The organism is Roseomonas sp. FDAARGOS_362 (genome assembly GCF_002754815.1).
Classification (GTDB): Bacteria; Pseudomonadota; Alphaproteobacteria; order Acetobacterales; family Acetobacteraceae; genus Roseomonas; species Roseomonas mucosa.
Genome location: NZ_CP024588.1, coordinates 781,448 through 803,748, shown reverse-complemented (window position 1 = coordinate 803,748; position 22,301 = coordinate 781,448). Strand labels below are relative to the sequence as shown.

The 22,301-nt window shown below is 70.6% G+C and carries 22 protein-coding genes; 7 read left to right on the top strand and 15 right to left on the bottom strand.

Annotated elements, in window-relative coordinates:
- The first annotated feature begins 170 nt into the window (after positions 1-170).
- The 4 genes from CTJ15_RS08535 to CTJ15_RS08520 are packed head-to-tail and all read left to right on the top strand — an operon-like array spanning position 171 to position 3,938.
- Positions 171-2,138, top strand: a complete 1,968-nt coding sequence (locus CTJ15_RS08535) for a lytic transglycosylase domain-containing protein (protein WP_099781480.1) — start codon at positions 171-173, stop codon at positions 2,136-2,138.
- Positions 2,139-2,140: 2 nt separating this feature from the next.
- Positions 2,141-2,995, top strand: coding sequence for an alpha/beta fold hydrolase (locus CTJ15_RS08530; protein ID WP_075823513.1), 855 nt, complete (start codon positions 2,141-2,143; stop codon positions 2,993-2,995).
- Entirely contained in the window at positions 2,992-3,453 is a 462-nt protein-coding gene (locus CTJ15_RS08525) for a phosphatidylglycerophosphatase A (RefSeq protein WP_099781479.1), read from the top strand. Before CTJ15_RS08530 ends, CTJ15_RS08525 begins: the two co-directional genes overlap by 4 nt.
- On the top strand, positions 3,453-3,938 hold the full coding sequence (locus CTJ15_RS08520; RefSeq protein WP_099781478.1) for a CinA family protein: 486 nt from the start codon (positions 3,453-3,455) through the stop codon (positions 3,936-3,938). Before CTJ15_RS08525 ends, CTJ15_RS08520 begins: the two co-directional genes overlap by 1 nt.
- 37 nt (positions 3,939-3,975) lie before the next feature.
- On the opposite strand, the gene CTJ15_RS08515 is transcribed toward CTJ15_RS08520, so the two are convergent.
- Together CTJ15_RS08515 and CTJ15_RS08510 are read right to left on the bottom strand one after the other, a co-directional pair.
- Complete coding sequence (locus CTJ15_RS08515) at positions 3,976-5,043, bottom strand: low specificity L-threonine aldolase (RefSeq protein WP_019460298.1); 1,068 nt, start codon at positions 5,041-5,043, stop codon at positions 3,976-3,978.
- Positions 5,044-5,120: 77 nt separating this feature from the next.
- Entirely contained in the window at positions 5,121-6,008 is an 888-nt protein-coding gene (locus tag CTJ15_RS08510; RefSeq protein ID WP_019460299.1) for a LysR family transcriptional regulator, read from the bottom strand.
- A gap of 102 nt (positions 6,009-6,110) precedes the next feature.
- On the opposite strand from CTJ15_RS08510, the gene CTJ15_RS08505 reads away from it, so the two are divergent.
- Positions 6,111-6,554 (top strand): CidA/LrgA family protein, encoded by a 444-nt coding sequence (locus CTJ15_RS08505; RefSeq protein ID WP_019460300.1) that lies wholly within the window; start codon positions 6,111-6,113, stop codon positions 6,552-6,554.
- Positions 6,544-7,239, top strand: a complete 696-nt coding sequence (locus tag CTJ15_RS08500; RefSeq protein ID WP_019460301.1) for an LrgB family protein — start codon at positions 6,544-6,546, stop codon at positions 7,237-7,239. The genes CTJ15_RS08505 and CTJ15_RS08500 overlap by 11 nt, the downstream gene beginning before the upstream one ends.
- 4 nt (positions 7,240-7,243) lie before the next feature.
- Here CTJ15_RS08500 and CTJ15_RS08495 read toward each other — a convergent pair whose 3' ends face one another.
- From CTJ15_RS08495 to eno, 11 genes are all read right to left on the bottom strand, one after another.
- Complete coding sequence (locus CTJ15_RS08495) at positions 7,244-7,888, bottom strand: glutathione S-transferase family protein (RefSeq protein WP_075822948.1); 645 nt, start codon at positions 7,886-7,888, stop codon at positions 7,244-7,246.
- Between the two features lie 131 nt (positions 7,889-8,019).
- Positions 8,020-8,508 (bottom strand): type II toxin-antitoxin system RatA family toxin, encoded by a 489-nt coding sequence (locus CTJ15_RS08490; RefSeq protein WP_075822947.1) that lies wholly within the window; start codon positions 8,506-8,508, stop codon positions 8,020-8,022.
- Positions 8,508-9,647 (bottom strand): lipoyl synthase, encoded by a 1,140-nt coding sequence (lipA, locus tag CTJ15_RS08485; RefSeq protein ID WP_226946089.1) that lies wholly within the window; start codon positions 9,645-9,647, stop codon positions 8,508-8,510. Before lipA ends, CTJ15_RS08490 begins: the two co-directional genes overlap by 1 nt.
- Positions 9,648-9,654: 7 nt before the next feature.
- Entirely contained in the window at positions 9,655-11,049 is a 1,395-nt protein-coding gene (lpdA, locus tag CTJ15_RS08480; protein ID WP_099781477.1) for a dihydrolipoyl dehydrogenase, read from the bottom strand.
- Between the two features lie 22 nt (positions 11,050-11,071).
- The gene (locus tag CTJ15_RS08475; RefSeq protein WP_099781476.1) at positions 11,072-12,490 is read right to left on the bottom strand and encodes a hypothetical protein; all 1,419 of its coding nucleotides are present in this window, start codon (positions 12,488-12,490) and stop codon (positions 11,072-11,074) included.
- Positions 12,491-12,495: 5 nt separating this feature from the next.
- A complete protein-coding gene (locus CTJ15_RS08470; RefSeq protein ID WP_193009657.1) occupies positions 12,496-12,972 on the bottom strand; it encodes a GNAT family N-acetyltransferase in 477 nt (158 codons plus the stop codon).
- Complete coding sequence (locus CTJ15_RS08465) at positions 12,969-14,354, bottom strand: pyruvate dehydrogenase complex dihydrolipoamide acetyltransferase (protein ID WP_075822922.1); 1,386 nt, start codon at positions 14,352-14,354, stop codon at positions 12,969-12,971. Before CTJ15_RS08465 ends, CTJ15_RS08470 begins: the two co-directional genes overlap by 4 nt.
- A 13-nt stretch (positions 14,355-14,367) precedes the next feature.
- Positions 14,368-15,780, bottom strand: a complete 1,413-nt coding sequence (locus CTJ15_RS08460; protein ID WP_099781474.1) for a pyruvate dehydrogenase complex E1 component subunit beta — start codon at positions 15,778-15,780, stop codon at positions 14,368-14,370.
- 1 nt (position 15,781) lies between these two features.
- Positions 15,782-16,708 (bottom strand): pyruvate dehydrogenase (acetyl-transferring) E1 component subunit alpha, encoded by a 927-nt coding sequence (pdhA, locus tag CTJ15_RS08455; RefSeq protein WP_369924170.1) that lies wholly within the window; start codon positions 16,706-16,708, stop codon positions 15,782-15,784.
- A 455-nt stretch (positions 16,709-17,163) separates the two neighbouring features.
- Entirely contained in the window at positions 17,164-17,487 is a 324-nt protein-coding gene (locus CTJ15_RS08450) for a septum formation initiator family protein (RefSeq protein WP_019460311.1), read from the bottom strand.
- 184 nt (positions 17,488-17,671) lie between these two features.
- Positions 17,672-18,952, bottom strand: coding sequence for a phosphopyruvate hydratase (eno, locus tag CTJ15_RS08445; protein WP_019460312.1), 1,281 nt, complete (start codon positions 18,950-18,952; stop codon positions 17,672-17,674).
- Positions 18,953-19,144: 192 nt separating this feature from the next.
- On the opposite strand from eno, the gene CTJ15_RS08440 reads away from it, so the two are divergent.
- Complete coding sequence (locus tag CTJ15_RS08440; RefSeq protein ID WP_019460313.1) at positions 19,145-19,768, top strand: YceI family protein; 624 nt, start codon at positions 19,145-19,147, stop codon at positions 19,766-19,768.
- Positions 19,769-19,772: 4 nt separating this feature from the next.
- Here CTJ15_RS08440 and kdsA read toward each other — a convergent pair whose 3' ends face one another.
- A complete protein-coding gene (gene kdsA, locus CTJ15_RS08435; RefSeq protein WP_058389842.1) occupies positions 19,773-20,609 on the bottom strand; it encodes a 3-deoxy-8-phosphooctulonate synthase in 837 nt (278 codons plus the stop codon).
- Entirely contained in the window at positions 20,606-22,237 is a 1,632-nt protein-coding gene (locus CTJ15_RS08430; protein WP_019460315.1) for a CTP synthase, read from the bottom strand. Before CTJ15_RS08430 ends, kdsA begins: the two co-directional genes overlap by 4 nt.
- Positions 22,238-22,301: the final 64 nt, after the last annotated feature.

The following is a 22,301-nucleotide window of genomic DNA, read 5'->3' as shown; positions in this document are numbered from 1 at the left end:
GGACGGCTTCCGCGCCGGGATGCGTGCGGCCCCGGCGTGGGGATTTCCGGCGTGCCGGGGGCGGCCCGCCGGAACGGAGGGCGGATCGGGATGAACCAGGCGCGAAACGACCGCCCCCGGCCGCAACCCGCCACGGGACAAAGCCGCCGCGCTCGGGTAAAGGCGATGTCATGCGCCGTGCCGCCATCGCCCTGCTGCTCGCCACCGTCGCCTTCCCGAGATCCATTCCCGCCCAGCCCTGGTCGCCGGAAGACCAGCGCAATGCCGGGCGGGTGGCCCTGGCCATGGCGGATTCCGGCCGGATGATGGAGGCCCAGGGCCTCGCCCTCACCGCCGATCCGATGGTCCGCAAGCTGGTCACCTGGATTCGCCTCCAGGCCAAGGACCAGGCCACGGCAGGCGAGCTGGCCGCCTGGATCGAGGCCAATCCGGACTGGCCGCTGCCCGCCCTGATGGCGAAGCGCGCCGAGGAGGCGCTGGTCAACGACCCCGACGACGCGCTGGCGCTGCGCTTCTTCGCGCAGCATCCGCCGCGCGGCCTGGAGGGCGCGCAGCGCTATGCGGATGCGCTGAACCGCGCCGGAAGGCTGGGCGAGGTCACGCCCGTGCTGCGCGCCGCCTGGGTGCAGGCCCCGGGCGACGCCATCGCGGAGCCCGGCTTTTTGGCCCGCAACGCCTCGGTGCTGACGCCGGAGGACCACTGGCAGCGCTTCGACCGGCTCGCCTATGCCCGCGAACTCGGCGCGGCGGCGCGGGTGATGCCCTATCTCGACCCGGCGCGCCGCCCCGCGGCCTCGGCCCGGCTGGCGCTGGCCGGGGACCGGCCGGAGGCGGAGGCGCTGCTGCCCGCCGTGAGCACGCCCGATCTGGGGCTGCTGGTGGAACAGGCCCGCTGGCTGCGGCGGCGCGACCGCGATGCCGAGGCCGCCACGGTCTGGGAAGCCGCCGCGCGGCTGCAACGGAACCTTTCCCCCGAGGCCGCCCGGGCGGTCTGGACGGAGCGCGAGGTCCTCGCCCGCAAGCTGATCCGCCTGAACGAGCCGCGCGCCGCCTACCGGGTCGCGGCCGAGCACGGCCAGCCCGGGCCGGGTGCCGCGCGCGGTGAGGCGGAGTTCCTGGCCGGCTGGATCGCCCTGCGCCGCCTGAACGAGCCCGCCACCGCGCATCTGCATTTCAGCCGGGTGGCCGAGGGCAGCACCAGCATCATCACGCGCTCCCGCGCCGCCTACTGGCAGGGCCGCGCCCTGGCCGCGCAGGGCGATACGGCCGGCGCCAAGGCCGCCTGGAACGCCGCCGCCAGCCTGCCGACCTCCTATTACGGGCAGCTCGCCTCCTTCACCCTGAACGAGAGCCCCGCCCGGCTGGCGGAGCGCATCCGCGCCGCCGGCGCCGCCCCGCCGCCACCCGGCCAGACCGCGCTCTTCGTGGACCGGGAACTTCCCCGGGCGGTGCTCACCCTGGCCGATCTCGGGTTGCAGCGGCGCGCCCTGCCCTTCCTGCTGCGGCTGGAGGAGCTGTCGCCGGATGCGGGAACGCGGCTGCTGGTGGCGCGGCTGGCGGACAGCACCGGGCGGCCGGACCAGGCGGTCTGGGTCTCGCGCCGCTCCGGCATCGACGGCGTGGCCCTGGTGCCCGAGGGCTGGCCCACCCCCTACCCCACGCCGGACGGGCTGGAGCCGGCCCTGGTCCGCGCCATCTCGCGCCAGGAAAGCAATTTCGACCCCCAGGCGGTCTCGCCCTCCAATGCCCGCGGGCTGATGCAGCTGCTGCCCACGACGGCGGCCGAGGTGGCGCGCAGGAACGGGATCCCGCACCAGTTCGGCTGGCTGACCAGCGACCCGGCGCACAACATGAAGCTCGGCTCGATCTACCTGGGCGACCAGCTCGCCCGCTTCGGCGACAACCCGGCCCTGGCGGCGGCGGCCTACAATGCCGGGCCGCGCCGGGTCGCGGAATGGCTGGCCACCTATGGCGAGCCGGGCACGCCCGGCGTGGACATGATCGACTGGGTGGAGCTGATCCCCTTCTCCGAGACCCGGAACTACGTGCAGCGCGTGATCGAGAACATGGTCGTCTATCGTGCCCTCGGCGGCGACGGGGCGCAGCCCCATCCCCTGGCCCGCTGGCTGGCTCCCTGAGCATGGCGGAACAGGCTCCGCGGGAGCGCCGGATACGCAGCCGCGACGGATACACCCTGGCGGTGCTGGACTGGGCGGGCGACGCCTCGCGCACCCCGCTGCTCTGCCTGTCCGGGATCGGGCGCAACGCGCTGGACTTCGCCGGCCTGGCGGAGCGCCATGCCGGGCAGCGCCGCGTGGTGGCGCTCGACTATATCGGCCATGGGGAAAGCGACCGCGCCGCCGAGGTCACGCGCTACGACCCGCGCGAGGCCCTGGCCGATGTGCTGGATGTCTGCGCCGCGCTGGGCATGCCGCGGGTGGTCACTGTGGGCACCTCCTTCGGCGGGCTGCTCTCCATGTTCCTGGCGCTCCAGCGGCCGGCCATGCTGCGGGGCGTGGTGCTGAACGATATCGGTCCGCGCATCGAGAGCGGCGGGGTCGGCCGGGTGCGGGAGTTCCTGGGGCGGGACCCTGCCTTCGCCTCGGAGGCCGAGGCGGCCCAGTATCTCCGCCGGGTGCAACCGCAGCTTCCGGTGGCCGACGAGGCCGGCTGGCTGCGCCTCGCCGCGCGCACCTACAAGCGCGGCCCCGACGGCCGCCTGCACCCGCGATGGGACCTGCGCATCGCGCGGGCCATGGACACGGGTGCGGCGGTGAGCGATTTCGGCCCGCTCTTTTCCGGCCTGCACGACATCCCGGTCCTGCTGGTCTGGGGCGAGCTGAGCGAGATCCTTTCCGCCGCCACGGTGAACCGGATGCGGGGGGAGAAGCCGGACCTGGAGCTCGTGGTCCACCCGACCTCCGGCCATGCCCCGCTTCTGGAGGAACCGGAGATCGCCCCGCGCCTGGATGCCTTCCTGGACCAGCTGGCGTGACCACCCTGGCCCAACAAGCGGCGACCCCGCGCCTCGCGATCCTCGTCGCCTCCATGGGCGGCGTGGGGCGTATGCGCCCGGCGCCCGGCACCTGGGGCTCGGCCCTGGTCCTGCCCCTCGCCTGGCTCGGCCCCGGGCCCTGCATGCTGGCGGCGGTGCTCTTCACCCTGGCCGGGGTGCTGGCCGTCAGCCGCCTGCCCCGGGCGCAGAGCGACCCGCCCTGGGTGGTGGTGGACGAGGCCGCCGGGCAGAGCTTCGCCCTGGCCGCGCTGGCGCCGCAGGCCGGTCTTGCCTGGGTGCTGGCCGCCTTCCTTCTGTTCCGCTTCTTCGACATCCTGAAGCCGCCGCCGGTCCGCTGGGCCGACCGGCGCGACGGGCCGGTCTGGGTGATGCTGGACGACGTGCTGGCCGGGGCGCTCGCCGCCGCCGTGCTGGCGATCGCGCGGAGCCTGCCGTGATGCTGCCTGACGAGACCCTGGCGCAGGCCGGGCGCCTGCTGGAACGCCTCCAGGCCCGGGGGCTGACCCTGGCCACGGCGGAAAGCTGCACGGGCGGGCTGATCGCCGCCGCGCTGACGGCCGTCCCCGGCTCCTCCGCCACGGTGCTGGCGGGGTTCGTGACCTATTCCAACGGGGCCAAGACGGCGATGCTGGGCGTGCCGGAGGCGGTGATCGCCTCGGTGGGCGCGGTCAGCGAGGAAACCGCCCGCGCCATGGCCGAGGGCGCGCTGGAACGTTCCGGCGCCGACCTCGCCGTGGCGGTGACGGGCATCGCCGGGCCCGGCGGCGCCGTGCCGGGCAAGCCGGTGGGGACGGTCTGGTTCGGCCTCGCCCGGCGGGGCCGGCCGGTGCGCGCGCTGCGCCACGTCTTCCCCGGCGACCGCACGGCGGTCCGCGCCGCGACCGTGGCCGAGGCGCTCCGCCTGCTGGGCGAGGCGGCCTGACGCCGGGGGCGGCGGAGCCTCCCCCGGGTCGCGCCGATCAGCGTTCCGCGACGATGCCGCGGATGGCGGCCAGGGTTTCCTCGATCATACCCGAGGACACGTCGAGATGCGTGCAGGCGCGTATCTTGCCGGCCAGGGCACTGACCAGGATGCCCTGGCGGCGCAGCTCCGTCTGCAGATCGGCGGGCGAGAAGCCGGCGCCGCGCGGGTCGAAATAGACCAGGTTGGTATCCGGATCGGTCACCTCGATGCCCGGGATCTGCTTCAGGCCGCGCGCCAGGGCGGCGGCGTTCATGTGGTCCTCGGCCAGCCGGTCCACGTGGTGGTCGAGGGCGTAGAGGCAGGCCGCGGCGCAGACGCCGCCCTGGCGCATCGCCCCGCCCAGCCGCTGCTTCCAGCGCCAGGCATGGCCGATGAACTCCTCCGACCCGCAGAGCACCGCGCCGAGCGGGGCACCGAGGCCCTTGGTGAAGTCGAGCCAGGCGGTGTCGAAGCCGGCGCACATCTCCGCGGCCGGGATGCCGGAGGCGACGCAGGCGTTCAGCAGCCGGGCGCCGTCCATATGCGTGGCCCAGCCCTGCTCATGCGCCACCGCCGCCACGGCATCGAGCTGCGCCTTCGGCCAGACCGCGCCGCCGCCATGGTTCGAGGTCTGCTCGACCTCCAGCATGGTCTGGGGCGGGGCGTTGCGGTTGCGCGGGCGGATGGCGGCGCGGACGGCCTCGGCATCGAACATGCCGCGCGGGCCGGCGAGCCCGGTGATCTGCACCCCGCCCAGCGCGGCATGGGCGCCGCCTTCGCTGTTGATGATATGCGCCGTCTCATGCGCCAGGATCTCGTCGCCCGGCCGTGTGTGGACCAGCGTGGCGATGACGTTGCACATGGTGCCGGAGGGCAGGAAGACCGCCGCCTCCTTGCCCAGCAGGGCCGCCATGCGGTCGCAGAGCGCGTTGATGGTCGGGTCGTTGCCCGACTGGTCGTCGCCCACCTCGGCCCGGGTCATGGCCTCCAGCATCGCCGGGGTCGGGCGGGTCTGGGTGTCGGAATAGAGGTTGATCCGGACGGGCGGCGCACCGGCGGGCGGGCGGGGCGGGGCATGGACCATGCGCGCGGACTCCTGACACTGCTTCGGCGGGGAAACTGGCAGGGATGGCGCATCGCGTCATCCCCTCGCGCCCCGGATCAGCGGCGCAGAGGCAGGGCGGCCCGCACCATCTCCAGCCAGGCCCTGGCCGCCGGGGAGAGCGCGCCGTCCTGCCGCCAGATCAGCCCGCACTGCCAGCGCAGGTCGGGCTCCTCGACCAGCGCCACGGGCATGGAGAGCGGCGCGCGGGGGGCGACCATCAGGCGGGGCAGCAGCGCCACGCCCAGGCCGGAGGCCACCAGGGCGGTGATGAAGTCGCTCTGCCCGCTGCGCGCCGCCTCGCGCGGGGCGAAGCCGCGGGCGGCGCAGGCGCGCTGGATCACCTCGTTCAGCGCGAAGCCGGTCTCGAAGAGGATCAGCGGCCGGTCGCGCAGCTCCTCCAGCCGGATCGCCTCCCGGCCGGAAAGCGGGTCGCCCTCCGGCAGCAGGGCGACCAGCGGATCGTCCCAGACCGGCTGCCATTCCAGCCCCGCGGCGATCGGCAGAATGGCCATGGCCATCTCGATCTCCCCGCCCAGCACGGCTTCCGACAGAGTCAGCGAGCCCTGTTCCAGCAGGGCGATGGTGATGTCCGGATGCGCGGCCCGGAAACGCCCGACCAGCGGCGCGAAGAGCGCGGCACTGCCGAAGGGGGTCAGCCCCAGGCGCAGGTGGCCGCGCGTCAGCCCGCGCAGCGCGTCCAGCTCGGCCAGCATGGTGTCGCGGCTGGCCAGCATGGCCTGGGCATGGCGCAGCACGACCTCCCCGGCCTCCGTGGGCCTCACCCCATGGGGCAGGCGGTGCAGCAGGTCGAGGCCCACCTCGTCCTCCAACTGGCGGACGGCCTTGCTGACGGTGGGTTGGCTCGCGAAGATCTCGCGGCTGGCGGCGGAGAAGCCGTTGCGCCGCACGACCTCGACGAAGGCCCGGAGGGCGCGCAGGTCCATACCCTATTCTGTATCGGAATGGGCTGAATTCCAGCAATTCATTTTGGGTATGCTGCGGCGCGGCCTATCTTTCTGCCTCCGACGCCCCAGCGGACATCAGCCATGAGCATCCCCGTCAACCTCGCAGGACCCTTGCGGCACGAGTTCCAGAAGCGCTGGTGGCTCCAGGCCGGCTTCTTCGTCCTGGTCTCCTGGGTCAGCGGGCAACTGGTGCAGCGGACGGGGATCGGCCTGCCCGGCACCATCCTGGGCCTGGGGCTCGTGCTGGTGCTCCTCGCCTCCCGCCTGATGCGGCCGGAAAGCCTGCGACGTGGCGCGCTGGTCCTGCAGGACCACCTGATGCTCTTCTTCGTGCCGCCCATGCTGGCGCTGCTGGACCATCCGGAATTCCTCAGCCGCGACGGCCTGCTGGTGCTGCTCTCCGTGGTGGCCGGCACGCTGGCCGTGATGGCGGGGACCGGGCTGGTGGTGGAGTTCTGCATCCGCGCCATCGAGCGGGCCGAGGCGCGCGAAGGCACTCTCCGGGACGGGCATCATGTGGCCTGAGCATCCCCTCGCCGCCCTGGCCTGGCTGCTGGCGACGCTGGCGATCTATGCGGGCAGCCGAGCCCTGCACCGCCGCTTCCTGGCATGGTGGAGTTCGCCGCTGCTGCTCACCTGGGTCTCGCTGCTGGTGCTGATCCCGATGGCCCATTCGGACTACCGGACCTATCTCGGCGGCACCGCCTGGCTGGGGGCGCTGCTGGGGCCGGCGACCATCTCCTTCGCGCTGCCGATCTACGACCAGCGGGCGCTGATCCGACGCTACTGGCCGGTGCTGACGGCCGGAGTGCTGGCGGGCAGCGTGCTGTCCGTCGCCGTCTCGGCCGCGATGGCACATCTGCTGCACTTCTCGCCGACCATGGAGTTGAGCCTCTTTCCGCGCTCCGTGACCACGCCCTTCGCCATGATCGCCTCGCAGGAGATCGGTGGCGTCCCCGGCATCACCGCCAGCTTCGTGGCCATCACCGGCATCTTCGGCGCCACGATCGGGCCGGCGCTGATCCGCCTGCTGCGCCTGCGCAGCGGCTTCGCGCGCGGTGCCATGCTCGGCATGGGCGCGCATGGCGCCGGCGTCGGGCGGGCCTACCAGCTTTCGGCGCAGGACGGTTCCGTGGCCAGCACGGTGATGGTGCTGGCGGGGCTGCTCAACGTGCTGGTGGCGGTGGGGGTCGCCGCCCTGATGGGGTGATGGCTCAGCCGGCGCCGCCCGGCTGGAAGTGCTTCCGCCAGACCGGTCCGGCGCCGGGGCGCGCCGCCACGGCCCGGGTCAGCGCCTCCAGCCTCGGGCAGTGGGCCGGTATCCAGTCCTTCCCGCCCATCCAGCGGGTCAGGACCGAGAGATAGATATCCGCCGCCGAGAAGCGCGATCCCAGGATGAAGGGGTCCGGCCTCGCCTCCCGCTCCACCAGAAGCCAGATCTCCCGTCCCATCTCGCGCGCGCGCTCGCGGATGGCAAGGGCATGGGACGGATCGGCGCTGAAGCGCTCCGGATAATCGACGCGGGTCACGTGCGGATAGAATTCCCCGGCGGCCAGCGCCATCCAGCGCAGGGCCCGGGCGCGTGCCGGATCGCCGGGCGGCGGCAGAAGGGCCGCTTCGGGGTGCCGGTCCGCCAGGGTCAGCAGGATGGCGAGGCTCTCCGTCAGCACCGTTCCATCCGGAAGCAGCATCGCAGGAACACGGCCCATCGGGTTGATCCTGCGATATTCGTCGGAGAGCTGATGGTCGCCTTCCAGGGGCACCGGACGCAACTCCACGGGGGCACCGATTTCCGCCAGGGCCATTTCCGCGGTGCAGGAGCCGGAGCGGCGGTCGCCGTAGAGGATATAGGGTTCCATGACCCGTGACGCTGCGCCCGGAAGCGCGGCGGAGGCGAGTCAGAAAACCTGATGCCCCGTATCAGCCCGCTTCATGGAGGCTTCAAGAAAGCAGTCAGGAAACGCCTCCAACCTGCTGATCCTATTGTTTTCTAGCTGATCGGCTGCGGCTCGCCACGCGGCTGGGTGACGCCGGGGCGGCCATAGAGGGCCATGGCGCGGCGTTCGAAGGCCCGGACCATCAGCCTCACCGCCTCACCGAAGACGGTGCCGATCACCGCCTGGAGCAGGCGTGAGCGGAACTCGAAATCCACGAAGAAGTCGACTTCGCAGCCCGTACCGCCGCCTGGCTGCGGCACGGGCCGGAAGCGCCACTGGTTGTTCAGGTAGCGGAAGGGACCATTCAGGTATTCGACCTGGACATGGTCCGGCCGGTCCAGCGTGACCTGGGAGCGGAAGGTCTCGCGGAACATCTTGAAGCCGATGGTCAGATCGGCCACCAGCTTCTTCTCGTCGCCCGAAATGACCCTTGCGCCCACGCACCAGGGCAGGAATTCCGGGTACCGGCCGACATCCGCGACCAGATCGAACATCTGCTGCGGCGTGTACCGGAGCAGCCTCTTTTCTGCATGGGTCGGCATCAGACGGCCGAACGCGCCCCCTGCCCGGCCGGTTGCATCCCGAGCCGGGCCTCGCGGGCGGCCCGGAGCGCCGCGAAGTCACGGTCGGCGTGGTAGGAGGAACGGGTCAGCGGCGTGGCCGAGACCAGCAGGAAGCCCTTCGAGCGCGCCATGGCGGCATAGTCCTCGAACTCCGCCGGCTCCACGAAACGGTCCACGGCGGCATGCTTGACCGTGGGCTGCAGGTACTGGCCGATGGTCAGGAAGTCGATCTCAGCCGAGCGCATGTCGTCCATGACCTGCAGCACCTCGACCCGGGTCTCGCCCAGCCCGACCATGATACCGGACTTTGTGAAGATCATCGGGTCCAGCTCCTTCACCCGGTCCAGCAGGCGGAGCGAGTGGAAGTAGCGGGCGCCGGGGCGGATGCTCGGATAGAGCTTCGGCACCGTCTCCAGATTGTGGTTGAAGACATCCGGCCTCGCCTCGACCACCACTTCCAGCGCCCCGTCCTTGCGCAGGAAGTCGGGGGTCAGGATCTCGATGGTCGTGTCCGGCGCGGCGCGGCGGATGGCGCCGATGGTCTCGGCGAAATGCCGGGCGCCGCCATCCTTCAGGTCGTCGCGGTCCACCGAGGTGACGACGACGTGCTGGAGGCCGAGCTTGGCCACGGCGTCGCCGACCCGGCGCGGCTCGTCCGCGTCCAGATGCTTCGGCATGCCGGTGGTGATGTTGCAGAAGGAGCAGGCGCGCGTGCAGATCTCGCCCATGATCATCATGGTCGCGTGGCGCTTGGACCAGCACTCCCCGATATTCGGGCAGGCGGCTTCCTCGCAGACCGTCACGAGCTTGTTGTCGCGCATCAACTCGCGCGTCTCGTGATAGACCGGATGGGTCGGGGCCTTGACCCGGATCCATTCCGGCTTGCGCTTGATCGGGTTGTCCGGCCGGTGCGCCTTCTCCGGATGGCGCAGAGCGGCCGCGGAGGGAACTGCGGCCGAGGGGATGGCCGGGCGCGGCGGCACAGGCGAGGGTTCGCGCGCCGCCAGCGCGGCGCGCACCTCCTCGTTCGGGGTGGGGGCGATGACGGCCGCTGCCGCCTCGCCGCTCCGCTGCACCGCGCCGCCGGCGCGGTGGTCCACCAGGATACGGTTGGCCATGACGTCCCTAGATGTGGATCACGCGGCCATAGGCATCAAGCACCGACTCATGCATGGCTTCCGAGACCGTGGGATGGGGGAAGATCGTGTCCATGAGCTCCTGCTCGGTGGTTTCCATCGTCTTGGCGATGACATAGCCCTGGATCATCTCCGTCACCTCGGGCCCGACCATGTGGGCGCCCAGCAGCTCCCCGGTCTTGCTGTCGAAGACGGTCTTGATGAAGCCCTCGGGCTCGCCCAGCGCGATCGCCTTGCCGTTGCCGATGAAGGGGAAGCGGCCGACGCGCACCTCGTGCCCGGCCTCCTTGGCCTTGGCCTCGGTCAGCCCCACCGAGGCGACCTGCGGGCGGCAATAGGTGCAGCCCGGAATGTTGTTCGTGTCCATCTTGTGCGGATGGCCGCCGGCGATGGCCTCGATGCAGGCGATGGCCTCGTGGCTGGCCTTGTGCGCCAGCCAGGGCGCGCCGGTCAGGTCGCCGATGGCGTAGACGCCGGGCTCCCCGGTCTCGCCGAAGCCGGTGGTGACCACATGGGTCCGCTCCACCTTCACCTTGGTGCCTTCCAGGCCGAGATCCTCGACATTGCCGACGATGCCGACCGCCGAGATCAGCCGGTCGGCGGTGATCTCCTGGGTCTTGCCGCCGGCCTCGACCGTGACGGTCACGCTGTCGGCGCCCTTCTTCACGCCCTGCACCTTGGCGCCGGCCAGGACGGTCATGCCCTGCTTCTGGAAGGCCTTCTGCACGAAGGCGCTGACCTCGGCATCCTCGACCGGCAGGATGCGGTCCAGCGCCTCGATCAGCGTCACCTTGGCGCCCATGTTCAGGTAGAAGGAGGCGAATTCCGAGCCGATGGCGCCGGAGCCGATCACCACCAGCGACTTCGGCATCTCCTGCGGCACCAGGGCCTCGCGGTAGGACCAGATCAGCTTGCCGTCCGGCTCGATGCCGGGGAGGACGCGGGCGCGGGCACCGGTGGCGAGCACGATGTGCTTCGCCTGGATCTCGGCGACCGGCTTGCCGTCCTTGGCCACCGAGAGCCTGCCCGGCCCCGCCAGCTTCGCATGGCCGTCGAAGACCGTGACCTTGTTCTTCTTCAGCAGGTGCTTCACGCCGCCCGAGAGCTGCGAGGCGACCGCGCGGGAGCGCTTGACCACCTTCTGGAAGTCGAAGCGGATATTGTCGGCGGCGAAGCCATAGGCATCCAGCGTGTGCAGCAGGTGGTTGATCTCGCTGGCGCGCAGCAGCGCCTTGGTCGGGATGCAGCCCCAGTTGAGGCAGATGCCGCCCAGGTTCTCGCGCTCCACCAGCGCCACCTTCATCTTCAGCTGCGCCGCGCGAATCGCCGCGACATAGCCGCCGGGGCCACCGCCCACCACCACCAGGTCGAACTGCTCGGCCATCGGTTCTTGTCCTTCCGTGTGATCAGCCCGCCGCCAGACCCGGCAGGCGGCGCAGCGCCGGCATCCGCCGAGCCGCGAGTGAGAGGATTCCCCAGGCCGCGGCAATGGCGCCGCCGAGCATCAGGGCGAGGTTGTAGCGTTCCTGGTTCACCGAGGCCCCGGCATGGACGAGGAGCATGATCCAGGCGGGCGCGGCGTAGAGCAGGAGCGGCGTCAGCCGGCCGGCGCGGCGCGCGGCGGCAAGGCCGAAGGGCGCCAGGAGAACCATGCCGATCCCCCAATAGCGGCCGATCCACAGCCCTCTCCAGGCGAGGGAGAGCGTGGTCAGCGCGTGCCAGAACGGGTGGAGCAGGATGCCCTCCCGCACGATCGCGGCGAAATGCGCGTCGATGCCGCCGGACAGCGCCAGGGCCGCCTCGCGGTGCTGCTGGCCCAGGTCGTAGAAGCTGCCGGGCCGGTCCCAGTCGAGCGGCCAGACCGTGTCCCGGCCGAACAGGGCGGTGGCGAGGTTGTCGCCGAAATCCGGCAGCCAGTAGAGGAAGGAGGCCAGGAGCTGGCGTGCCGTCATGTCGTTGTAGGACAGGCGCTCGACCAGCACGGCGGGGCCGTAGCCGGCGCTCAGGGCGAAGTGGCCGAGCACGAGCCCGTTGCGGATCATCCAGGGCAGCAGCGGCAGCGCGAGGCCCAGCGCGAGGAGCGGCAGCGCCGGCCAGGAAAGCCGCCCGCGCGCGGCGAAGACGGCGACGGCCAGCAGCGCCACGGGGATCAGCACCATGTGGCTGGGGCGCGTCAGCACCAGCAGGCCGAGGGCCGCGCCCGCCAGCAGGGCCGGGAGGCCGCGCGGGCCGCGATCCTGGAACAGACGGAGGAACAGCAGCGCCGCGCCGGCGAAGAGGAAGAGGCCCAGGCTCTCGGTCATGGCCAGGGTGATGAGCTTGGCATAGCTCGCCAGCGTGCCGAGGCCGATGCCGGTGGCAAGCGCCGCGATGGCCGTGCTGCCGGACAGGCGCCGCGCGGCGGCGAACAGGAAGGCCAGCGCGCCGGCACAGAGCGCCATCTGCACCGGCAGAGTGAGGCCACGATAAGGCGGGCAGTTCTGCGCCACGTCGCCGCTGGACCAGTGGCGGACGAGGCAGGCCGCGTTCTCGCGCAGCCGGGGGTCGAGTTCCATCATTCCGGCGAGGAGCAGCGGATAGCCGGGGCCGAGGAACATGCCGGGCGGCGGGACCTCCCGGCTGCTGTCCACCTTGTCGAAGAAGCCGTCGGAATAGACGCCGTGATGCACCAGGTCCCAGGCCGTCATGGCGTAGAAGCGCTGGTCGAAGACATCCAGCGTGCGGGGCCGCGCGGCCGAGCCGACCGCCAGCAGCACCGCGAGGCACAGGGCGAAGGCGGCCCCGGCCTGGAGCAGCGGGGAGAGATGGCCAGCTGGGCGCGCCATGGCGGTCAGGCCGCGAGGCCCCGCAGCGCCTCGCCATCGAGATAGCGGCGCTGGTGACCGATGGCCGTGCCGGCCCCGAGCCGGTCGTAGAAAGCGACGGCCGCTACGTTGTCGTCCTTCACGCCCCATTCCAGCCGGTCGCAGCCGGCGGCCAGGGCACGGCGCGCCAGATCGGCGAAGATGGCCCGGCCGATGCCCTGCCCCCGGGCCGCTTCCTCGACGAAGACCGTGGTGGCGTGCATCAGGCTGCGGCCGCTGTACATGCGGAAGCGGAAAGTCCAGGCGGCATAGCCGAGCGGCACGCCGTCCCGCTCCACCAGCAGGGCCCAGGCCACGGGCGGCGCGCCGAAGAAGGCGCGCCGCAGGTCGTCCTCCGTTGCGGTCACCCGCTCCGGCTGCCCCTCATGGGCCGCCAGCGCCCGGGTGAGGCGCAGCAGCACGGGGATATCGGCCGGAACGGCGTCCCGCAGCAGCGGGGTCACAGCATCAGGCTCAGCGGGTCCTCGACCGTCTTCTTGAAGGAGGCCAGCCATTCCGCCGCCAGCGCGCCATCGACCACGCGGTGATCGACGGAGAGCGTGCAGGTCATGACCGTGGCGACCGCCAGGGCGCCGTCCTTCACCACCGGGCGCTGCTCCCCGGAGGAGACCGCCAGGATGCCGGCCTGCGGCGGGTTGATGATCGCCGCGAAGTCCTTCACCCCGAACATGCCCATGTTCGAGATGGAGAAGCCGCCGCCCTGGAACTCCTCGGGCTTCAGCTTACCGGACTTGGCGCGGGCGGCGAGGTCCTTCATCTCGTTGGAGATGGTGGCGAGGCCCTTCTGGTCGGCCTTACGCACGATCGGCGTGATCAGCCCTTCCGGGATCGACACGGCCACCGAGATGTCCACGTCGTCGTACTGGATGATCGCGTCGTCGGTCCAGGTCGCGTTGACGTTGGGGAACTTCCGCAGCGTCGCCGCCGCCGCCTTGATCACCAGGTCGTTGACCGAGAGCTTGAAGGCGCCCGGCCCGTCCTTCGGCGCGCGGGCGTTCAGGTCGGCGCGCAGCTTCAGCAGCGCATCGAGCTGGATGTCCATCGAGACGTAGAAATGCGGGACGGTCTGCTTGGATTCCGACAGGCGGCGCGCGATGACCTTGCGCATCGAGCTGTTCGGGATCGCCTTGTGCGGGGCCGTGATCGCCGGGGCCTTGGGCGCGGGCTTCGGTGCCTCCGCCTGCGGCGCGGCGGCGGGAGCGGCGGCGGGCTGGGCCGCGGCGGCCGGCTTCGCGGCGGCGCCACCCTGAACACCCCCCTTCTTCTGGGCCGCCTCGATATCCGCCTTCACGATCCGCCCGTTCGGGCCGGAGCCCTGCACGGCGCCCAGGTCGATCCCCGCCTGTTCCGCCATGCGGCGGGCGAGCGGCGAGGCGAAGACGCGGCCGTTGGAGCCGCCGCCCGCGGACGCGGCCGGCGCGGCCTCGCCCTTGGGCTGCGGCGCGGGGACCGGCTGCTCGGCGGCGCCCGCCACCTTGCCGCCGGCTTCCTTGACCGCTTCCAGCGCCGGGCTGCCGGAGGGGGAGGTGTTGCCCTCCCCTCCCTTCCCGTTGGCGGCCGGGGCGCCGGAGGGCACCGCCTCGCCTTCCTCGATCATGATGCCGATGGGCGCGTTGACCTTCACGCCCTCGGAACCGTCGGGCACCAGGATCTTGCCCAGGACGCCCTCGTCGACGGCCTCGAACTCCATCGTGGCCTTGTCGGTCTCGATCTCGGCGAGGATGTCGCCGGACTTGACCGTGTCGCCTTCCTTCTTGAGCCAGCGCGCCAGCGTCCCCTCCGTCATGGTGGGGGACAGGGCGGGCATCAGGATGTTGGTGGCCATGCGGATGCGCCCCTTACTTGCGGTAGGTCACGGATTTCACCGCGTCCACCACCTGCGAGAGATGCGGCAGGGCCAGCTTCTCCAGGTTCGCGGCATAGGGCAGCGGCACATCGGCGGCGCAGACCCGGGCCGGCGGCGCGTCGAGGTAGTCGAAGGCCTCCTCCATCACCCGCATCGCCACCTCGGCGCCGATGCCGGCATAGGGCCAGGCCTCCTGCACGATGACGAGGCGGTTGGTCTTCTTCACCGAATCCACGACGGTCCCGGTGTCGAGCGGCCGCAGCGTGCGCAGGTTGATGACCTCCGCCTCGATCCCCTCGCCCGCGAGCTGCTCCGCCGCCTGCATCGCGAGGCCGACCTCGATCGAATAGGCGACGATGGTGACGTCCTTGCCCTCGCGCTCGATCTTGGCCTTGCCGATCGGCAGCACGAAGTCCTCGGCGGTCGGACACTCGAAGGTCTGGCCGTAGAGGATCTCGTTCTCGAGGAAGATGACCGGGTTCGGGTCGCGGATCGCGGCGCGCAGCAGGCCCTTGGCATCGGCCGCCGACCAGGGCGCCATCACCACCAGACCGGGCACGCTGGCATACCAGGCGGCATAGTCCTGGCTGTGCTGCGCGGCGACGCGGGCGGCGGCGCCGTTCGGGCCACGGAAGACGATCGGGCACTCGATCTGGCCGCCCGACATGTAGCGGGTCTTGGCGGCGGAGTTGATGATCTGGTCGATCGCCTGCATGGCGAAGTTGAAGGTCATGAACTCCAGGATCGGCTTCAGCCCGTTCATGGCCGAACCCACCGCGATGCCGGTGAAGCCGTGCTCGGTGATCGGCGTGTCGATCACGCGGCGCGGGCCGAACTCGTCCAGCAGGCCCTGGGAGATCTTGTAGGCGCCCTGGTACTGCGCGACCTCCTCGCCCATCAGGTAGACGCGGTCATCCGCCCGCATCTCCAGCGCCATGGCGTCGCGCAGCGCCTCGCGCACGGTGGTCGGCTTGGTCGGGCCCCAGTCCTTCTCCGGGGCGATCGGCTTGGCCGAGGCCTCGGGGCGCTCGGCCGCGCCCTTCTCGGCCACCTTCTTGTGGTCCTCCGCCTCTTTCGCCACGCCGGTATGCGCGGCGGCAGGAGGGGCAGGCTCGGTCGGCTGGTTGCTGTCGGCGCCCGGCGCGGCGGGCTTCGCGCCCTCCCCGCCACCGTCCAGCTCCGCGATCGGGGCGTTGACGCTGACGCCCTCGGTGCCCTCGGGCACCAGGATCTTCGTCAGCTTGCCCTCGTCCACGGCCTCGAATTCCATCGTGGCCTTGTCGGTCTCGATCTCGGCGATGATGTCGCCGGAGCGGACCTCGTCGCCTTCCTTCTTCAGCCAGCGCGCCAGCTTGCCCTCGGTCATCGTGGGCGACAGGGCAGGCATCAGGAGAGTGGCACCCATCTCAGCGGCTCTCCACCATAACATCGGTCCAGAGTTCGGATTCGTCGGGTTCGGGCGAGGTCTGCGCGAACTCGGCGGCATCGGTGACGATGGCCTTCACCTCGTCGTCGATCTTCTTCGTCTCGGCCTCGTCCACGCCGAGCTCCTGCAGCCGCTTGCGCACCATCTCGATGGCGTCGTGCGTCTCGCGCATCTGCTGCACCTCGTCGCGGGTGCGGTACTTGGCCGGGTCGGACATGGAGTGGCCGCGGTAGCGGTAGGTCTTCATCTCCAGCAGGTACGGGCCCTTGCCCTCGCGGCAATGGGCCACGGCGCGCTCGCCGGCCTCCCTGACCGCCAGCACGTCCATGCCGTCCACCTGCTCCCCGGGGATGCCCCAGGGCGCGCCGTTCTGCGACAGGTTCTTGGAGGCCGAGGAACGCTCGACGCTCGTGCCCATGCCGTACTTGTTGTTCTCGATGATGAACACGACCGGCAGCTTCATCAGCGCGGCCATGTTGAAGCTCTCGTAGACCTGGCCCTGGTTCGACGCGCCCTCCCCGAAATAGGTCAGGCTGACATTGTCGGTCTGGCGGTACCAGTTCGAGAAGGCCAGGCCGGCGCCGAGCGAGACCTGCGCGCCCACGATGCCGTGGCCGCCGAAGAAGCCCTTCTCGACGCTGAACATGTGCATCGAGCCGCCCTTGCCCTTGGAATAGCCCGTGGCGCGGCCGGTCAGCTCCGCCATCACGCCGCGCGCCTCCATGCCCGTGGCGAGCATGTGGCCGTGGTCGCGATAGGAGGTGATCACCTGATCGCCGGGCTTCAGGCACATCTGCATGCCCACCACCACGGCCTCCTGGCCGATGTAGAGGTGGCAGAAGCCGCCGATCAGGCCCATGCCGTAGAGCTGTCCCGCGCGCTCCTCGAAACGCCGGATCAGCACCATGTCGCGATAGGCCTTCAGCAATTCCTCGCGCAAGGCGGATGGATCCTTGGACTTCCCGCGGCGCTGCTTGGAGGTCGGTTCGACGCCCTGGATCATGGGGGCCCTCTCGCTGCTGTCCTGATGGGCTATCTGCCGGTATTCGCGGCGGCAGCCTCAACTTGGCAGATACGCGGGAGACGGCGCGCCCGCAAGCGCACCCAAGCAGCCGGACAGGTCGTAAGTAATTGATGCTGCATTGCAGCAGGAGATTTTTCGTCCACCTTTCCATCATTCTTCAATGAAAGGGGAAAGGCGGCCCTATCTATACATTTAAACTTCTAGATGACCGGCGCGAAGACTTGGCGGATGCCACACTATGTCTTTTTGCGGCGCACAAGAACCCTTCCGGACGCGCTGCCCGTGGGCACGGGCGGCGCGTCCGGGCAGGCCGCGGGGCCTGCCCGGACGCGGATGGATCAGAACAGGCGCTCGTTGGGTCCGTAGGGAATCACGATCTCGTCCTTGCCCACGACGTTCAGCAGGGCACGGGCGCGCTCGTCGAGCATGTCGCGGTCCAGGTGCTCGGCCCGCAGCCCGGCGACCCGGCGGTCCATGGCGTCCCGCTCCGCCTCGGCGAGGCGAAGCTCGCTCCTGGCATCCTCGATCTGCGCCATGCGCACGGCCCTGGCTTCCGTGCCGCGCGAGCCGCTGATCGCGTGATGGGCGAAATAGGCGCAGATGGCCAGAAAGACCGCCGGCAGCACAGCCCCCTGCAGGCGTCTCTTGATCGACTTCAACATGGTTGATCGCCCCCCGAGCGATGAAAACCCCTCAATGGCCGCGAGAAGACACTCGCACGTGCGAACGTGCAAGGGATTCAACGCGCAAGGAATGGTTTCGCGGTGCCGGTGTGTCCCCGCCGCCCCGCCGGGCGTGCGTTGCGGGGCGGTGGCGGGGCACCCGGAGGGGTACCCCGCGGCGCGCTCAGCCGCGCGGCAGCACGGAGCGGCCGGCGTAGCGCGCGGAGGTGCCCAGGCCGCCCTCGATACGGATCAGCTGGTTGTACTTGGCCAGCCGGTCGGAACGGGACAGCGAGCCGGTCTTGATCTGTCCGCAATTGGTCGCCACGGCGAGGTCGGCGATGGTGGCGTCCTCGGTCTCGCCGGAGCGGTGCGACATCACCGCCTTGTAGCCGGCGCGGTGTGCCATCTCGACGGCCTCCAGCGTCTCGGTCAGCGAGCCGATCTGGTTCACCTTCACCAGGATGGCGTTGGCGATGCCCTGCTCGATGCCCTGGCGCAGCCGCTCCGGGTTGGTGACGAAGAGGTCGTCGCCCACGAGGTTGCACTTGGCGCCCAGCTTCTCGGTGAGGAGCTTCCAGCCTTCCCAGTCGTCCTCGGCGCAGCCGTCCTCGATCGAGACAATCGGGAACTTGCCGCACAGTCCGGCCAAGTAATCGACCATGCCGGCGGCGTCGAGCTTCTTGCCCTCGCCTTCCATGTCATAGACGCCGTTCCTGAAGAACTCGGTCGAGGCGCAGTCGAGCGCGAAGACGATGTCCTCCCCGACGCGGTGGCCCGCCGCCTCGCAGGCCTGGGCGATGAAGCCCAGCGCTTCCTCGGCCGACTTCAGGTTCGGCGCGAAGCCGCCCTCGTCGCCCACATTGGTGTTGTGGCCGGCGTCGTGCAGCTTCTTCTTCAGCGCGTGGAAGACCTCGGCGCCCATGCGGACGGCATCGGCCTCGGTGCCGGCGGAGACCGGCATGATCATGAATTCCTGGATGTCGATCGGGTTGTCCGCGTGCTGGCCGCCATTGATGATGTTCATCATCGGCACCGGCAGGGTGCGGGCATAGACGCCGCCGACATAGCGGTAGAGCGGCATGCCCAGGTCGGCGGCCGAGGCCTTGGCCACGGCGAGCGAGACGGCCAGGATCGCGTTGGCGCCCAGGCGGCCCTTGTTGGGGGTGCCGTCGAGCTCGATCATGGTCTCGTCGATCTTGACCTGCTCGGTCGATTCCATGCCCGAGATGGCGTCGAAGATCTCGCCCTCGACATTGGCGATGGCCTTGGCCACGCCCTTGCCGCCGTAGCGGGACTTGTCGCCGTCCCGCAGCTCCACGGCCTCATGGGCGCCGGTCGACGCCCCCGAGGGCACGGCGGCGCGGCCGGCGGCGCCGGAATCCAGCACCACATCGACTTCGACCGTGGGATTGCCGCGCGAGTCGAGGACCTCGCGCGCGATGATATCGGCGATGGCGGCCACGGCAGGTATCCCTCTGTTGGTTTCCCGGTTATGGCGCATAGGGTGCCCATCGGCCCAGGGCAAGGGGGGCTACGCGGCGGCCCGGCCATGGCGCGGGGACCACCGGGCGGACCGGGTTGACCGGATGGCCGCCACCCCGCCCAATGCACGGCATCGCGGGCCGGCACGGAAGACGGGGGAGATTCGGGGGATATGAGGCGACGCGTCCTGGCCGGGCTCCTGCTGCCCCTCCTCCTGCTCCCCGCCACCCCCGCCCTGCCGCAGGGCGCCCCCGCCATGAACCGCGACCCGATGGCGATCCGCGCGGGCCGCTACCGCCTGGATTCCGCGCATGGCCGCATCACCTGGGCGGTGAATCATTTCGGCCTGTCGATCTACCGCGGGCAGATCACCGGGGTCGAGGCGCAGCTGGTGCTTGATCCCGCGAACATTGCCCGCACCGCGCTCGACGTGACGGTGCGGGTGGACGGGCTGCGGACCGGCGACGCGGATCTCGACCGGCATCTGCGGACGGCGGATTTCTTCGACCTGTCCCGCTTCCCGACGGCGCATTTCGTGGCGGAGAAGGTGGAACGGACGGGGGAGCGCGGCGCCCGGGTCCACGGACGGCTGACCCTGCATGGCGTGACGAAACCGGTGACGCTGCGCGTCACCTTCAACGCCGCCGGGGTGCATCCGGTGAGCAAGCGCTACACGCTCGGCTTCGACGGCAAGGCGACGATCCGGCGCTCGGAATTCGGCATGACCGGCTACCTGCCCGCCGTGGGCGACGAGGTCTCGCTGGAGCTGGAAGGGGAATTCCAGCTCCAAGAGTAGAAGGTCAGCCCGGTTTGGCGAGCCGGTCGAACGCCATCAGCCGCTCGATCAGCGCGGGCATCTCCCGGACCGGGATCATGTTCGGTCCGTCGCTGGGCGCGTGGTCCGGGTCCTCGTGGCATTCGATGAAGACGGCCGCCACGCCCACCGCCACCGCGGCCCGGGCCAGGACGGGGGCGAATTCCCGCTGCCCGCCCGAGGAGGTCCCCTGCCCGCCCGGCTGCTGCACCGAATGGGTGGCGTCGAAGACCACGGGGAAGCCTGTTTCCGCCATGATGGGCAGGGCCCGCATGTCGGAGACCAGGGTGTTGTAGCCGAAGGAAGCGCCGCGCTCGCACAGCATCACCTGGTCGTTGCCGGTGGAGGCCAGCTTGGCCGCCACGTTGCGCATGTCCCAGGGCGCCAGGAACTGGCCCTTCTTCACGTTCACCGGCTTGCCCGTCCGCCCCGCCGCCAGCAGCAGGTCGGTCTGGCGGCACAGGAAGGCCGGGATTTGCAGGCAATCCACCGCCTCCGCCGCCGGGGCGCATTGCTCGGCGGCGTGGACATCGGTCAGCACGGGCAGGCCGGTGGCCTCCCGCACCTCGGCCAGGATGGCCAGGCCCTCCGCCATGCCGATGCCGCGGGCGGCATTGGCGCTGGTCCGGTTCGCCTTGTCGTAGGAGGACTTGTAGATCATCGCCACCCCGGCCTTCTCCGCCATCTCCCGCAGGGCATGGGCGGTTTCCAGCGCATGGGCGCGGGATTCGATCTGGCAGGGGCCGGAGATGAAGGCGAGCGGCCGGTTGTTGGCGATCTCGGCGACCCGGCTGCCCGGGGCGCCGACGCGGACGGTGATCATACCAGCCTCGCCTGCTTCACCGCCGCGCCCACGAAGCCCGCGAAGAGCGGGTGCGGGGCGAAGGGCTTGCTCTTCAGCTCGGGATGGAACTGCACGCCGATGAACCAGGGATGGTCCGGCCGCTCCACGATCTCCGGCAGCACGCCGTCCGGCGACATGCCGGAGAAGCGGAGCCCGTGCTCCTCCAGCCGGTCGCGGTAGTTCACGTTCACCTCGAAGCGGTGGCGGTGGCGCTCGGTGATCTCGGCGGCGCCGCCATAGACCTGCCGCACCAGCGAGCCCTCGGCCAGGATCGAGGGATAGGAGCCCAGGCGCATGGTGCCGCCCAGGTCGCTGGCCTCGTCGCGGCGCTCGGTGACGTTGCCGCGCCGCCATTCGGTCAGCAGGCCGACCACGGGCTCGGCGCAGGGGCCGAACTCGGTGGAGGAGGCCTCCTTCAGCCCGGCCTCGTTCCGCGCCGCCTCGATCACCGCCATCTGCATGCCGAAGCAGATGCCGAGGAAGGGGATCTTGTGCTCGCGGGCGAAGCGGACGGCCTCGATCTTGCCCTCCGCGCCGCGCTCGCCGAAGCCGCCCGGCACCAGGATGCCGTGCACGCCCTCCAGCCGCTCCACCGCGCCGCCGGTCTCGAAGACCTGGGCATCCACCCAGTCCAGCTTCACCTTGACGCCGTGCGCGATGCCGCCATGGATCAGCGCCTCGTTCAGCGACTTATAGGCGTCCAGCAGGTTGGTGTACTTGCCCACCACCGCGACCTTCACCTCCCCCTCGGGGTGGTTGAGGCCGCGCACGATCTGCTGCCAGCGGCTCAGGTCCGGCTCGCCATAGGCGGACATGTCGAAGTGGCGCAGGACCTCCCGGTCCAGCCCTTCCTCGTGATAGCTCAGCGGCACCTCGTAGATGCTGCTGGCATCCAGGGCCGGGATCACGCTCTCGGGGCGCACGTTGCAGAACAGCGCGATCTTGCGGCGCTCGTTGTCCGGGATCTGGCGGTCGCAGCGGCAGAGCAGGATCTGCGGCTGGATGCCCAGGCCCAGCAGTTCCTTCACGCTGTGCTGCGTCGGCTTGGTCTTCAGCTCGCCGGCCGAGGGGATATAGGGCACCAGCGTCAGGTGGACGAAGAGGCTCTGCCGCTGGCCGAGCTCGTTGCCGAGCTGCCGCAGGGCTTCCAGGAAGGGCAGGCTCTCGATGTCGCCCACCGTGCCGCCGACCTCGACCAGCACGAAGTCGTAGTCCTCGGTCTCGGCCAGGACGCCGGCCTTGATGTGGTCGGTGATGTGCGGAATGACCTGGACCGTCCCGCCCAGGTAGTCGCCGCGGCGCTCCTTGGCGAGCACCTCCGAATAGATGCGCCCGGAGGTCCAGGCATCCGCCTGGTTCGCATGGACGCCGGTGAAGCGCTCGTAGTGGCCGAGATCGAGGTCGGTTTCCGCCCCGTCATCGGTCACGAAGACCTCGCCATGCTGATAGGGACTCATCGTCCCCGGGTCCACGTTGAGATAGGGGTCGAGCTTGCGCAGCCGGACCTTGTATCCGCGCGCCTGCAACAGCGCCGCGAGGGAGGCGGCGGCGATGCCCTTGCCGAGAGAGGAGACCACGCCGCCGGTGATGAAGATGAACCGCGTCATGGGAGTCCGTCATAACCCTTTCCGGGGGTGCCCGGCTACACGCACGGCACGCGGGAGGGCCATG

Coding starts and splice junctions, on each gene's coding strand:
- kdsA (WP_058389842.1), bottom strand. CDS start 20,609: ATGATCACCGTCCGCGTCGGCGCCCCGGGCAGCCGGGTCGCCGAGATC.
- CTJ15_RS08460 (WP_099781474.1), bottom strand. CDS start 15,780: ATGGGTGCCACTCTCCTGATGCCTGCCCTGTCGCCCACGATGACCGAG.
- CTJ15_RS08535 (WP_099781480.1), top strand. CDS start 171: ATGCGCCGTGCCGCCATCGCCCTGCTGCTCGCCACCGTCGCCTTCCCG.
- CTJ15_RS08515 (WP_019460298.1), bottom strand. CDS start 5,043: ATGGTCCATGCCCCGCCCCGCCCGCCCGCCGGTGCGCCGCCCGTCCGG.
- CTJ15_RS08465 (WP_075822922.1), bottom strand. CDS start 14,354: ATGGCCACCAACATCCTGATGCCCGCCCTGTCCCCCACCATGACGGAG.
- lipA (WP_226946089.1), bottom strand. CDS start 9,647: ATGGCCAACCGTATCCTGGTGGACCACCGCGCCGGCGGCGCGGTGCAG.
- CTJ15_RS08495 (WP_075822948.1), bottom strand. CDS start 7,888: ATGGAACCCTATATCCTCTACGGCGACCGCCGCTCCGGCTCCTGCACC.
- CTJ15_RS08430 (WP_019460315.1), bottom strand. CDS start 22,237: ATGACGCGGTTCATCTTCATCACCGGCGGCGTGGTCTCCTCTCTCGGC.
- CTJ15_RS08505 (WP_019460300.1), top strand. CDS start 6,111: ATGAGCATCCCCGTCAACCTCGCAGGACCCTTGCGGCACGAGTTCCAG.
- CTJ15_RS08490 (WP_075822947.1), bottom strand. CDS start 8,508: ATGCCGACCCATGCAGAAAAGAGGCTGCTCCGGTACACGCCGCAGCAG.
- CTJ15_RS08475 (WP_099781476.1), bottom strand. CDS start 12,490: ATGGCGCGCCCAGCTGGCCATCTCTCCCCGCTGCTCCAGGCCGGGGCC.
- CTJ15_RS08510 (WP_019460299.1), bottom strand. CDS start 6,008: ATGGACCTGCGCGCCCTCCGGGCCTTCGTCGAGGTCGTGCGGCGCAAC.
- pdhA (WP_369924170.1), bottom strand. CDS start 16,708: ATGGTGCTGATCCGGCGTTTCGAGGAGCGCGCGGGACAGCTCTACGGC.
- CTJ15_RS08520 (WP_099781478.1), top strand. CDS start 3,453: ATGCTGCCTGACGAGACCCTGGCGCAGGCCGGGCGCCTGCTGGAACGC.
- CTJ15_RS08450 (WP_019460311.1), bottom strand. CDS start 17,487: ATGTTGAAGTCGATCAAGAGACGCCTGCAGGGGGCTGTGCTGCCGGCG.
- CTJ15_RS08530 (WP_075823513.1), top strand. CDS start 2,141: ATGGCGGAACAGGCTCCGCGGGAGCGCCGGATACGCAGCCGCGACGGA.
- lpdA (WP_099781477.1), bottom strand. CDS start 11,049: ATGGCCGAGCAGTTCGACCTGGTGGTGGTGGGCGGTGGCCCCGGCGGC.
- CTJ15_RS08500 (WP_019460301.1), top strand. CDS start 6,544: ATGTGGCCTGAGCATCCCCTCGCCGCCCTGGCCTGGCTGCTGGCGACG.
- CTJ15_RS08440 (WP_019460313.1), top strand. CDS start 19,145: ATGAGGCGACGCGTCCTGGCCGGGCTCCTGCTGCCCCTCCTCCTGCTC.